The sequence below is a fragment of the Comamonas sp. C11 genome (genome assembly GCF_024496285.1).
Lineage (GTDB): Bacteria > Pseudomonadota > Gammaproteobacteria > Burkholderiales > Burkholderiaceae_C > Comamonas > Comamonas testosteroni_F.
This window is the reverse complement of record NZ_CP101743.1, coordinates 4,588,664-4,601,472: the sequence shown is the minus strand read 5'-3', so window position 1 is coordinate 4,601,472 and position 12,809 is coordinate 4,588,664. Positions and strand designations below refer to the sequence as shown.

Annotated in this window: 11 protein-coding genes; all 11 read left to right on the top strand. The window is 65.4% G+C overall.

Annotation, left to right across the window (positions count from 1 at the left end; translation table 11 throughout):
- Nucleotides 1-12: 12 nt before the first annotated feature.
- The 11 genes from NOX35_RS21180 (at nucleotide 13) to NOX35_RS21130 (ending at nucleotide 12,774) form a co-directional block, all read left to right on the top strand.
- Nucleotides 13-1,212, top strand: a complete 1,200-nt coding sequence (locus tag NOX35_RS21180) for an acyl-CoA dehydrogenase family protein (protein ID WP_256494633.1) — start codon at nucleotides 13-15, stop codon at nucleotides 1,210-1,212.
- Between the two features lie 228 nt (nucleotides 1,213-1,440).
- Entirely contained in the window at nucleotides 1,441-2,574 is a 1,134-nt protein-coding gene (locus tag NOX35_RS21175; protein WP_256494631.1) for an acyl-CoA dehydrogenase family protein, read from the top strand.
- Nucleotides 2,575-2,622: 48 nt separating this feature from the next.
- Nucleotides 2,623-3,414, top strand: coding sequence for an oxepin-CoA hydrolase, alternative type (locus NOX35_RS21170; RefSeq protein WP_256494630.1), 792 nt, complete (start codon nucleotides 2,623-2,625; stop codon nucleotides 3,412-3,414).
- Nucleotides 3,415-3,454: 40 nt separating this feature from the next.
- The gene (locus NOX35_RS21165; RefSeq protein ID WP_256494629.1) at nucleotides 3,455-4,702 is read left to right on the top strand and encodes a CaiB/BaiF CoA-transferase family protein; all 1,248 of its coding nucleotides are present in this window, start codon (nucleotides 3,455-3,457) and stop codon (nucleotides 4,700-4,702) included.
- Nucleotides 4,703-4,875: 173 nt separating this feature from the next.
- Nucleotides 4,876-5,892: a tripartite tricarboxylate transporter substrate binding protein gene (locus NOX35_RS21160; protein ID WP_256494628.1), complete on the top strand. Its 1,017-nt coding sequence runs from the start codon at nucleotides 4,876-4,878 to the stop codon at nucleotides 5,890-5,892.
- A gap of 256 nt (nucleotides 5,893-6,148) precedes the next feature.
- The gene (locus NOX35_RS21155) at nucleotides 6,149-7,162 is read left to right on the top strand and encodes a tripartite tricarboxylate transporter substrate binding protein (RefSeq protein WP_182284143.1); all 1,014 of its coding nucleotides are present in this window, start codon (nucleotides 6,149-6,151) and stop codon (nucleotides 7,160-7,162) included.
- Nucleotides 7,163-7,169: 7 nt separating this feature from the next.
- Nucleotides 7,170-8,144, top strand: a complete 975-nt coding sequence (locus tag NOX35_RS21150) for a nitronate monooxygenase family protein (RefSeq protein WP_182284141.1) — start codon at nucleotides 7,170-7,172, stop codon at nucleotides 8,142-8,144.
- A gap of 36 nt (nucleotides 8,145-8,180) precedes the next feature.
- Nucleotides 8,181-8,945: an electron transfer flavoprotein subunit beta/FixA family protein gene (locus tag NOX35_RS21145; RefSeq protein WP_182284139.1), complete on the top strand. Its 765-nt coding sequence runs from the start codon at nucleotides 8,181-8,183 to the stop codon at nucleotides 8,943-8,945.
- A gap of 154 nt (nucleotides 8,946-9,099) precedes the next feature.
- Nucleotides 9,100-10,044 carry an electron transfer flavoprotein subunit alpha/FixB family protein gene (locus tag NOX35_RS21140; protein WP_057093223.1) on the top strand — a complete coding sequence of 315 codons (945 nt, stop codon included), beginning with the start codon at nucleotides 9,100-9,102 and terminating at the stop codon, nucleotides 10,042-10,044.
- A 111-nt stretch (nucleotides 10,045-10,155) separates the two neighbouring features.
- The gene (locus tag NOX35_RS21135) at nucleotides 10,156-11,142 is read left to right on the top strand and encodes a tripartite tricarboxylate transporter substrate binding protein (protein ID WP_256494621.1); all 987 of its coding nucleotides are present in this window, start codon (nucleotides 10,156-10,158) and stop codon (nucleotides 11,140-11,142) included.
- A gap of 87 nt (nucleotides 11,143-11,229) precedes the next feature.
- A complete protein-coding gene (locus tag NOX35_RS21130) occupies nucleotides 11,230-12,774 on the top strand; it encodes a class I adenylate-forming enzyme family protein (RefSeq protein WP_256494620.1) in 1,545 nt (514 codons plus the stop codon).
- The last annotated feature ends 35 nt before the right edge of the window (nucleotides 12,775-12,809 follow it).

Here is a 12,809-nt window from a genome sequence, read left to right as displayed (position 1 = left end):
CAGGAAACAGCAATGGATTTGCAATTCACCCCCCAGGAAGAGGCGTTTCGCGCCGAGGTGCAGAGCTTTCTCAAGGAAAAGCTGCCCGGTCATATTTCGGCCAAGGTCAAGGCCGGCCAGCGTCTGAGCAAGGCCGATCAGGATGAATGGCATGCCATTCTCAACGAGCGCGGCTGGTATGCGAATCACTGGCCCCAGGAGCATGGCGGTCCGGGCTGGGGAGCGGTCGAGAAGTTCATCTTCGACACCGAATGCGCCCTGGCTGGCGGCCCGCGCATCGTGCCCTTCGGCGTCAACATGCTGGGGCCGGTGCTGATCAAGTACGGCAACGAGCAGCAAAAAAAGTACTGGCTGCCGCGCATTCTGAGCGGGCAGGACTGGTGGTGCCAGGGCTATTCCGAGCCCGGAGCGGGCTCCGATCTGGCCTCGGTGAAGACCACGGCCGTGCGCGATGGAGACTTCTACATCGTCAACGGCCAGAAGACCTGGACCACCCAGGGCCAGCACGCCAACATGATCTTCTGCCTGGTGCGTACCAACCGCGAAGCCAAGGCCCAGGCCGGCATCAGCTTTTTGCTGGTGGACATGAACAGTCCCGGCGTGGAGCTGCGTCCCATCCGCACGCTGGACGGTGACAAGGAAGTCAACGAAGTCTTCTTCACCGATGTGAAGGTGCCGGTCGAGAATCTGGTGGGCGAGGAGAATCGGGGCTGGACCTATGCCAAGTATCTGCTGACGTATGAGCGCACCGGCATTGCGGGCGTGGGCTTCTGCATCTCGGCCCTGGCCAAGCTCAAGGTCATCGCCGCCAAGGTGCACAAGAACGGCCAGCCGCTGAACCAGGACCCATTGTTCGCCGCCCGCATGGCGCGCGTCGAGATCGATCTGGAGAACATGAAGACCACCAATCTGCGTGTGATCGCGGCCGTGGCCGGTGGCGGCGTGCCCGGTGCGGAAAGCTCCATGCTGAAAATCCGAGGCACCGAGATCCGCCAGGAAATCCTGTCTCTGATCCGCCGCGCCATGGGCGTGTATGCCGTGCCCTATATCGACGAGGCCCAGTACGAAGGCTATGACCAGGCGCCCGTGGGCGGCATCGACGAAGCCGCCACGGCCTCGGCCAACTACTTCAACTACCGCAAGCTGTCGATCTTCGGTGGCTCCAACGAAATCCAGAAGAACATCATCTCCAAGATGATTCTGGGCCTGTGAACCTGTAACCCCCTGAGTCGCTTCGTCTGGGCGACCCCGCGCCTTCCCCTGGCCGGGCGCCCCCTAGACGGACGCCCCTAGCCGGGCGCCCCTAGCCGGACGCCCCAAGGGGGACGACGCCCTCGCTGCGGGGCGGTGCGGCCGGCCTAGGCCCTTGCCGGGCATCCCTGGCGAACCGGGCGGTGGCATGCGACACCGATTCGTTCGATTGGGTAGAGAGAATTTGTCATGAACTTCACACACACCGAAGACCGCCGCATGCTGGCGGACAGCCTGAACCGCTTTGTGGCCGAGCAATACGGCATCGAGCAGCGCAACCAACTGGCCTATGGCGCAGAAGGTCACAGCCCCGCGCTGTATGCGCAATTTGCCGAGCTGGGCGCGATCGGCGCACTGTTCCCCGAAGAGGAGGGCGGCTTTGGTGGCTCGGGCTTTGACATCAGCGTGGTGTTCGAGTCGCTGGGCCGCGGCCTGGTGGCCGAGCCGCTGCTGGGTGCGCTGGTCGTGGGCCAGGCCCTGATTGCGGCCGGCACCGAAGCGCACAAGCGCCAGCTGGCAGACATCATCGCAGGAGGCGTGATCGCCACCCTGGCACACGATGAGCCGGGTAGCCACTACGAGCTCAACAAGGTCACGGCCACGGCGGCCAGGAGCGCCACGGGCTGGGTGCTCAACGGCGCCAAGAGCGTGGTGGCCTTTGGCGAAAAAGCCGATCTGCTGCTGGTGTCCGCGCGCACCGCAGGCGGCATGTTCGATACTGCCGGCATCAGCCTGTTCCTGGTCGACGGCAACGCCGCCGGGATTGCCAAGCGTGGCTATAGCCGCATGGAAGGCGGTCGTGCCGCCGAGCTGACTTTCGAGAATGTGCAGCTGGCCGAGGAGGCGCTGCTGGGTGCCGAGGGCCAGGGCCATGCCGTGCTCGAGCATGTGCAGGGCTTTGCCCTGCTGGCACTGGCTGCCGAGGCGCTGGGCGCCATGGATGTGGCCAAGCAGAACACGCTGGAGTATCTGCAGACGCGCAAGCAGTTCGGCGTGGCCATCGGCAGCTTCCAGGCGCTGCAGCACCGCATGGCCGATCTGCTGCTGGAGGTGGAGCAGGTGCGCTCTGCCGTCATCAATGCGGCCGATGCCATCGACAATGCCCAGGGCACCGAGCGCGAGAAGATGCTGTCTGCCGCCAAGTACACCGTGGGCTCCGTGGGGACCCTGGTGGCCGAGGAAAGCATACAGATGCATGGCGGCATCGGCATGACCTGGGAGCTGCCGCTGGCGCATTACGCCAAGCGACTGATCATGATCGACCACCAGTTTGGCGACGAGGACCATCACCTGGCGCGTTTCATGGCCTTGACCCAGGCATGAACTTCAGCGCCTGAGGTGCTGCGGTTTCACTAGACATGGAGAACATCAATGAGTGACGCTTTGCTGATTCGCCGCGAAGGTGCCGTGCTGGTGCTGAGCAACAACAACCCGGCTGCGCGCAATGCGCTGTCGCCCGAGTTCTACGCGGCCGTCACGACCGCGCTGGCGGATGCTGCGGCCGATGCCGGCGTGGGGGCGGTCGTGCTCACGGGCGAGGGCGGGCATTTCTGCGCCGGTGGCGATCTGCGCCAACTGGCCAGGCGCCGCGAACTGCCCGTGGAGCAGCGCCGAGAAAAGCTCGAAGGCCTTCACGATCTGATTCGCGCCGTGCGCGACTGCCCCAAACCCGTCATCGCCGCCGTCGAAGGCGCGGCAGCGGGCGCGGGTCTGTCGCTGGCGCTGGCCTGCGATATGCTGGTGGCCGCCCGCGACAGCCTGTTCTCCGTGGCCTATGTGAAAGTGGGACTGACGCCCGATGGCGGCGCCACGGCCTTTCTGGCCGAGTTCGTCTCGCGGCAGGTCTTGACCGAGCTGTGTCTGACCGGCGAGCGCATCAGCGGTGAACGCATGCACGCTCTGGGCCCCGTCAACCGCCTGGCCGAGCCCGGCCAGGCGCTGGTCGATGCCATCGCGCTGGCCGCCCAGATCGCTACCGGCCCGGACCGGGCCATGGCACTGATCAAGGACCTGTGCCGCCAGGCGCCGCGCAATACGCTGGAGCAGCAGCTGGAGCTGGAAGCGCAGCACATGGTGAACTCGCAAGGTAGCGAGGAGTCCCGTGAAGGCATTGCCGCCTTTCTCGAAAAGCGCAGCGCCGATTTCACCAAACTGCGTGCTTGAGCGTTCGACGAAACCAAGATTTTCCAAGGAGACAAGGCAGATGGCCGACAGCAATACCGAACAGAACCAGGACATCGACTTCCCGCTGGAGGGGGTGCGAGTACTCGATCTGTCCCGCGTCTTCGCCGGGCCGCTGTGCGGCATGGTACTGGCCGACTTCGGCGCCGAAGTGGTCAAGGTCGAGCACCCGGGTCGCGGCGATGACACGCGTGACTGGGGCATTCGCATCGGCAAGACCGAGACCACCTACTACAACAGCATGAACCGCAACAAGCGGTCCATCACGCTGGATCTGCAAACGCCCGAGGGCGTGAAGATCCTCCATGCTCTGCTGCCTCGGTTCGACGTGCTCATCCACAACTTCAAGACCGGCGGCGCCGAGAAGCTGGGCCTGGGCTACGAGCAGCTCAAGGCCATCAAGCCGGACCTGATCTACTGCGCAGTGGCTGGCTACGACAGCAGCGGCCCCGAGGCCAAGCGCCCTGGCTACGATCTGGTGATCCAGGGCGAGGCGGGCCTGATGGCACTCAATGGCGAGGCAGGCATGCCGCCGCTCAAATTCGGCGTGGCCGTGGTGGACCTGGTAACTGGCATGTATGCAGCCCAGGCCGTGCTGGCCGCCTTGTTCCGCCGCGAGCGCACGGGCAAGGGCCGGCTCATCGAGATGGCACTGTACGACAGCGGCATCACGGTCACCGGCTACTACGGCCTGGATGCCCTGCAACTGGGCCATGATCCCGAGCGCTACGGCAATGCCCATCCATCCATCGTGCCTTACGGCATGTACGAGGCCGCCGACGGCCCGCTGATCATTGCCGTGGGCAACAACAGCCAGTTCGACAAGTTCTGCCGCCAGGTCATCATGCGCCCCGACATCGTCGAGGACCAGCGCTTCTCCACCAACGTCAACCGGGCCAGGAACCGGCTGGAGTTGCTGCCCATGCTCAAGGCACTGATTGGCAGCTTCCCGCGCGATCTGCTGCTGGAGCGCCTGACGGCAGCCGGCATTCCCTGCGGCCGTGTGGCCGGCCTGCACGAGGCCCTGACCAGCGAGCGCACGCGCCGCAGCGGTCTGCTGCGCGACATGCCCCATCCCGTGGTCGGCACCACGCCCGTGTTCGCGCCGCCCTATCGCCTGGACGGACAGCGCCTGCCCATCCGCCATGCACCGCCCACGCTGGGTGAGGGCACGCGCGAAGTGCTGCAGCGCCTGCTGACGCTCGATGATGCGCAACTGCAGGACCTGCAAGCCAGGGGCGTTCTCACGCTGCCCCAGGAGCCTTCATGAAGCACCCCTGAGCCGCTGCGCGGCCGGCATAGGCCCTTGCTCGGTGTCGCTGCGTTGGGCCGTGTCAGGCTCACAGGCAGCGGGCATCTCATAGAGCCAAAAATAACTGAAAAGCAAGTTTGAAGGCCGCACAAGACGGCAAACAAAGACAGCGACTTCATAGGAGACAAACCATGAGCATCCCAGTCACACGCCGCGATCTTCTGCAAGGACTCGCCGCCATCGGCGGCGGCAGCCTGCTGACCACGGGCGCCAGCAGCGCCTTCGCACAGGCCGGCAAGCCGGCATGGCCCAGCAAGCCCATCCGCGTGGTCGTGCCCTTCAACGCGGGCGGTGCCACCGACATCATGGCGCGCACCATCGGCGAGGTGCTGGCCAAGCGCCTGGGCCAGCCCGTGGTGGTGGACAACAAGGCCGGTGCGGCTGGCATCCTCGGCACCGAGGCCGTGGCCAAGGCAGCGCCCGACGGACATACGCTGCTGCTGTCGCTCAGCACCTCCATGCTGATCAACCAGTTCCTCTATACCAAACTGCCCTACAAACCGCAAAAGGACATCGCGCTGATCAGCCAGATCGCCGCGGCGCCCGTCACGCTGGTGGTCCATCCTTCGGTGCCTGCCAACAATATGAAGGAGCTGCTGGCCTATGTGAAGGCGCACAAGGGCAAGCTTTCGTACGGCTCCTGGGGCGTGGGCTCGTATGCCCATCTGGCCGGTGCCTATATGAGCAAGACCATGGATGCCGACATGAACCACGCGGCCTACAAGGGCGAGGCACCCATGATCCAGGAGCTGATCGGCGGCCAGCTGCAGCTGTGCTTTTCCAGCGCGCTCAACACCAAGCCCTTCATTGAGTCGGGCCGTCTCAAAGCCATCGGCGTGACCGGCAAGGAGCGCATGGAAATCCTGCCCAAGCTGCCGACCATCTTCGAGCAGGGCGTGACCGACGACGCCTATTCGATCTACGGCTGGGTGGCCATGGGCGCGCCCGCCGGCACGCCCAGGGAGGTCGTGGACCAGCTATACGGCCATCTGCGTGAAATCATCAAGGACCCCAAGGTGCTGGAGCGCATTACAGGCGCCGGCTTCATCCCCATGATGAACAGCCCCCAGGCCTTCCGTGACAACTACCAGCGCGATATGCCGATCTGGAAGGTGCTGGTCGAGCAAGCCGGCGCGAAGCTTGATTGAACCCCCTGAGTCGCTTCGCCTGGGCGGCCTCGCGCCTTCCCCCTTGAAGGGGGCATACGGGCGGCCGGCGACAGCCTCGCTGCGGGGCGGCGTGGCCGGCTCAGGCCCTTGCTTGCTGTCACTGGCTTTGGGCCGTGCCGATTTCATGGGCTGCAGGCGGCGCGAGCGCCATGGACAACTGATTTACCTGGCCTGCGGTAGCGGGCCACCACCGACGACTCAGAGCACGCTCTGGGCAGCTTTGAGAGGAGACTTCATGTACACGCGCAATACCGCACCTCAGGCCGGAGCCACCCGGCGCAGCGTTCTGGCCCTGGCCGCAGCGCCGCTGCTGGCCGGCATGGCCGGCGGCGCGCTGGCCGAGACCGACTGGCCCAGCAAGATGCTGCGCCTGGTCGTGCCTTTCCCTGCGGGTGGACCCACCGATACCGCATCGCGCATCGTGGGCCAGAAGCTGGGCGAGCGCCTCAGGCAGACCGTGGTGGTGGAGAACCGCCCCGGCGCCTCGGGCTCCATCGCGGCCGTGCAGGTCGCCAAGAGTCCGGCCGACGGCTACACGCTGATGATGCTGGCCACGCCCACGCTGCTGGCGCCGCACTTGTACAAGAAGGCGGGCTACGACACCGTCAAGGACTTCACGCCCGTGGCTACGGTCTATGACCTGCCCATCGTCATCGTGGTCAATCCTGCGCTGCTGCCCGACGTTACCGACCTCAAGAGTCTGATCGCCCACGCCAAAGCCCAGAAGTCGCCGCTGAACTACACCAGCTCGGGCGCCGGAAGCTTCGGCCATCTGAGCATGGAACTGCTCAAGCAGATGGCCGGCTTCGACATGCAGCATGTGCCCTACAAGGGCGGCGTGCCCGCCATCACCGACACCATCGGCGGCCAGGTGCCCATCATGTATGCAGACCTCGTGGCCGCGCTGCCCCACATCCAGGCCGGCAAGCTGCGCGCCATCGCCGTGGGTTCGCCCCAGCGCGTGAGAATGCTGCCTGACACCAGGACCATTGCCGAGCAGGGCATCAAGGGCTACGACGCCGTCTCCTGGGGCGGTCTGCTCGCGCCCAAGGGTACGCCCAAGGCCGTGGTGGACCGCATCGCCTCAGAAGTCCAGCAGATCCTGGCCGACAAGGACATCCAGGACAAGCTGCTCCACGCGGGCGCCATCGCCACCTTCCAGAATCCCGCCCAACTGGGTCAGCGCATCCAGCAGGACTACACGCGCTGGGGCCAACTGATCCGCGACAAGGGCATTGCAGTGGAGTAACACGGACATGAAGACACGAATCACCGAACTCTTTGGCATCGAGCACCCCATCATCCAGGGAGGCATGCACCATGTAGGCCTGGCCGAGCTGGCCGCTGCCGTCTCCAACGCAGGGGGGCTGGGCATCATCACGGGCCTGACCCAGCGCACGCCCGAGCTGCTGGCACGCGAGATCGCGCGCTGCCGCGAGATGACGGACAAGCCCTTTGGCGTCAACCTGACCTTTCTGCCCTCGGTCAACCCGCCTGACTACCCGGGCTATGTCAAGGCCATCATCGAAGGCGGCGTCAAGGTGGTCGAGACGGCCGGCAACAACCCGCAGAAATGGCTCCCCGCGCTCAAGGAAGCCGGCATCAAGGTGATTCACAAGTGCACCTCGGTGCGCCATGCGCTCAAGGCCGAGGTCATCGGCTGCGACGCCATCAGCGTGGACGGCTTCGAATGCGGCGGCCATCCGGGCGAGGACGATATTCCCAACTTCATCCTGCTGCCGCGCGCGGCAGAAGAGCTGAAGATTCCCTTTGTCGCCTCGGGCGGCATGGCAGACGGCCGCTCGCTGGTGGCCGCGCTGGCGCTGGGCGCCGAGGGCATCAACATGGGCACGCGCTTCATCGCTACGAAAGAGGCTCCTGTACACGCCAACGTCAAGCAGGCCATCGTGGCGGCCAGCGAGCTCGACACCCGCCTGGTCATGCGCCCGCTGCGCAACACCGAACGCGTGCTGACCAACCCGGCGACCGAGCGCCTGCTGCAAAAGGAGCGCGAGCTGGGCGCGGCCATCACCTTTGCCGACATCGCGCCCGAAGTGGCCGGCGTCTATCCGCGCATCATGCACGACGGCGACATGGACGCGGGCGTCTGGTCCTGCGGCATGGTGGCCGGCCTGATCAACGATGTGCCTACGGTGGCGCAGCTGATCGCCGGCATCATGGACCAGGCCCATGCACTGATCAACGAGCGGCTCGCGGGCCTGGCCCGCTAAGCCTTTCACTCTTCAAAACCAGGAAAGAGCTTTCTCATGAAAATCCTTGTACCCGTCAAACGTGTCGTGGACTACAACGTCAAGGTCCGCGTGAAGTCGGACGGCACGGGTGTGGACATCGCCAACGTCAAGATGAGCATGAACCCCTTTGACGAAATCGCCGTCGAAGAAGCCGTGCGCCTGAAGGAAAAAGGCGTGGTGACCGAAGTCATCGCCGTCTCCTGCGGCGTGGCCCAGTGCCAGGAAACCCTGCGCACGGCCATGGCCATCGGTGCCGATCGCGGCATCCTGGTCGAGACCGATGTCGAGCTGCAGCCTCTGGCCGTGGCCAAGCTGCTCAAGGCCCTGGTGGACAAGGAGCAACCCGGTCTGGTCATCTGCGGCAAGCAGGCCATCGACGACGATGCCAACCAGACCGGCCAGATGCTGGCGGCCCTGGCCGACCTGCCCCAGGCCACCTTCGCCTCCAAGGTCGAAGTCGCCGGCGACAAGGCTGACGCGCCCCGGGTCAACGTCACCCGCGAAGTGGACGGCGGCCTGGAAACCGTGGCCCTGTCCACGCCCGCCGTCATCACCACCGACCTGCGCCTGAACGAGCCCCGCTACGTCACCTTGCCCAACATCATGAAGGCCAAGAAAAAGCAGCTGGACACCTTCAAGCCCGAAGACCTGGGTGTGGACGTGACGCCCCGCCTCAAGACCGTGAAGGTCTCCGAGCCCGCCAAGCGTGGCGCTGGCGTCAAGGTGGCCGATGTGGCCGCCCTGGTCGACAAGCTGAAAAACGAAGCAAAGGTCATCTAAGGCCCCCTGAGCCGCTTCGCGTCATCCCCCGCAGGGGGACGACACCCTCGGTGCGGGGCGGCCCTTCCTCGGTGTCCTGCACTTGCGCCGCGCCAGATTAGCCGGCCGCGGGTGATGCAGGCATCATGAAAAATTTTAGAGAAAGACGACTGAAATGACTTCTCTCGTTATTGCAGAACACGACAACGCTTCGATCAAGACCGCGACCCTGAACACCGTGACGGCCGCCAAGGCCTGCGGCGGTGATGTGCATGTGCTGGTCGTTGGCGAAGGTGCAGCCGCTGCCGCCGCTGCAGCCGCCCAGATCGCCGGAGTCTCCAAGGTCATCCATGCCGACGGCGCCAGCCTCAAGGACGGCCTGGCCGAGAACGTGGCGGCCCAGGTGCTGGCACTTGCTGGAAATGGTGCCGGCAACTACAGCCACATCCTGTTCCCCTCGACCGCCTCGGGCAAGAACGTAGCCCCTCGCGTGGCCGCCAAGCTGGACGTGGCCCAGATCAGCGACATCACCAAGGTCGACTCTGCCGACACCTTCGAGCGCCCCATCTACGCGGGCAACGCCATTGCCACCGTGCAGTCCGCCGATGCCGTCAAGGTCATCACCGTGCGTACCACGGGCTTTGACGCAGCGGCTGCCACTGGCGGCTCGGCGGCGGTGGAAACGGCGGCTGCCGTGGCCGACAGCGGCAAGAGCGCCTTTGTGGGCCGCGAAGTGACCAAGAGCGACCGTCCCGAGCTGACGGCAGCGAAGATCATCGTCTCCGGCGGCCGTGCTCTGGGCTCGGCCGAGAAGTTCACCGAAGTGATCACCCCTCTGGCCGACAAGCTGGGTGCGGCCATCGGCGCCAGCCGTGCGGCTGTCGATGCGGGCTACGCGCCCAACGACCTGCAGGTGGGCCAGACGGGCAAGATCGTGGCGCCGCAGCTGTACATTGCCTGCGGCATCTCGGGAGCGATCCAGCATCTGGCGGGCATGAAGGACTCCAAGGTGATCGTGGCGATCAACAAGGACCCGGAGGCACCGATCTTCTCGGTGGCCGATTACGGTCTGGAAGCCGATCTGTTCCAGGCAGTGCCGGAGCTGGTGAAGGCGATCTAAGCGTTGCCATAGCAATGCGCGGCCCGGACACAGGTGTCCGGGCCCTGGCCAGAGCGGCACACAAGGCATGTGCCCCGGCCCCACCTGGTTCAGAGATTCAGGAGACAAGACATGCAGATTTCCCTTGACCGCCGCAGCCTGGTGCTTGCCACAGCCGCCTTTTTCACTGCTGCTGGCACTGGCGCATCAGCCTGGGCACAGTCCGGCGACTATCCCGCGCGGCCCGTCACGCTGATCGTGCCGTTCCCGGCCGGCGGCCCCACCGACCGCCATATGCGTACGCTGGCCGACATCGCGGGCAAGCAGCTGGGCCAGCCCATCATCGTCGAGAACAAGCCCGGCGCAGGCGGCACGCTGGGTCCCGGCGCCATGGCGCGCACAGCCAAGCCCGACGGCTACACCATCACCCAGTTCCCCATGTCCATGCTGCGCATGGCACATATGCAAAAAACCGCCTGGAACCCGGTCACCGATTTCACCTACATCATCGGTGTCTCGGGATATACCTTCGGTTTCACGGTGCGCTCGGACTCTCCCTACAAGAGCTTCAACGAGTACATTGCTGCCGCACGCAAGACTCCCGGCAAGATCGAGTACGGCTCCACAGGCATAGGTTCCTCGCCGCATCTGCTGATGGAGGAACTGGCCGAGAACGCCAAGGTCACTCTCAATCATGTGCCTTTCAAGGGCAACGCCGACCTGCAGCAGGCCCTGCTGGGCGGTCATGTGGCCGCGCAAAGCGATGCCTCGGGCTGGGACACCTATGTGAATGGCGGCCAGATGCGTCTGCTCATGACCTTTGGCGAAAAGCGCACCCAGCGCTGGCCCGATGTCCCTACGGCCAAGGAGCTGGGCTATGGCGTGGTCTCCACTTCGCCCTACGGTCTGGCAGGTCCCAAGGGCATGGACCCGGCGGTGGTGCGCAAGCTGCATGATGCCTTCAAGAAGGCCATGGATGATCCGCGCCATGTCGAGGTGCTAAAGCAGCTCAACCAGGACGTCTGGTACCGCTCGGGCGCCGACTATGCGCAATGGGCCAGGGAGGCCTTTGCCAAGGACAAGGTTCTGATCGAACGCCTGGGTCTGGCTGCCAAATAAGCCACCGTCTGCCCAAGCGCCTGCAGGGCCGGGGGCTCGCAGGCGCAGTTCGCTTGAGATTCGTGAATTCCTGAAACGGAGCCCCTCATGACTGTTACCCTGCCTTCGCCCGATGCGCCCTTCACCACGCTGGCCGAGCTGATCCGCAGCCATGCGCGCCAGCAGCCTGCCCATGCGGCCCTGCGCGACGACCAGCAGACCCTGAGCTACGCCCAGCTCGACGCCCTCATGGACCGCGTGGCCGCAGCCTTGCAGCGCGAAGGTGTGCTGCCGGGTCAGGCCATTGCCATCTGCGCTTTGAACTCGGTGCGCTATGCCGCCCTGTTCCTGGGCGCCTTGCGCGCGGGCGTGGTGGTCGCGCCGCTGGCGCCATCCTCCACAGCCGAGAGCCTGGCTTGCATGCTGCGCGATGCCCAGGCGCGTCACCTGTTCCTCGACAAGGCGGCCCAGGATCTGGTGCCTGCCGACAGCGCCCTGCAATGCATCTCGCTGGATGGCGCCGCTCCCGGCCGGGCCTTTGACGACTGGCTGGCGCCCGAAGGCGCGCAGCCCGCGCCCGTGAGCGTGGAGCCGGCCGCGCCGTTCAACATCATCTATTCCTCGGGCACCACGGGCACGCCCAAGGGCATCGTGCAGTCGCACGGCATGCGCTGGACCCATATCAACCGGGGCGGCGTCTACGGCTACGGCCCCGAGGGCACCACGCTGCTGGCCACGCCGCTGTACTCCAACACCACGCTGGTGGTGTTCTTTCCCACGCTGGGCAGTGGCGGCTGCGTGGTGCTGATGCCCAAGTTCGATGCGGCCCGCTACCTGCAACTGGCCCAGCAGCACCGCGTCACCCACACCATGCTGGTGCCCGTGCAGTACCAGCGCATCATGGCGCTGCCTCAGTTCAGCGAGCATGACCTGTCGAGCTTTCAGGCCAAGTTCTGCACCAGCGCACCGTTCCGGGCCGAGCTCAAGGCAGATGTGGTGGCGCGCTGGCCGGGCAGCCTCACCGAGTTCTACGGCATGACCGAAGGCGGCGGCACCTGCATCCTCGAAGCCCATCTGCACCCGGACAAGCTGCATACCGTGGGCCGGCCCGCCGAAGGCCATGACATCCGCCTCATCGACGAGGACGGCCGCGAGGTCGCCCCGGGCGAGGATGGCGAGGTCGTGGGCCATTCGGCCAGCATGATGAGCGGCTACCACGGTCAGCCCGCCAAGACGCGAGAGGCCGAATGGTTCGATGCCACGGGCAAGCGCTTCATTCGCACGGGCGATGTGGGCCGTTTTGACGCCGACGGATTCCTGACCCTGTTCGACCGCCGCAAGGACATGATCATCAGCGGCGGCTTCAACATCTACCCTAGCGACCTGGAAACCCAGCTGCGCGCCCACCCGGCCGTGGACGACGTGGCCGTGGTCGGCGTGCCCTCCGAGCAGTGGGGCGAGACGCCTGTGGCCTATGTGGTGTCGCGCACGGGCCAGCCGGCCCGGCCCGAGGAGATCATGGGCTGGTACAACCAGCAAGCCGGCAAGACCCAGCGTCTGGCCGACCTGCGCTTCATCGCAGAGCTGCCGCGAAGCGCCATTGGCAAAGTGCTCAAGCGCGAGCTGCGCGACCAGTACGTGGCGGGGCGCTGAGCCTGTCTTCCATTCCATGATGCCCATCACGAGAC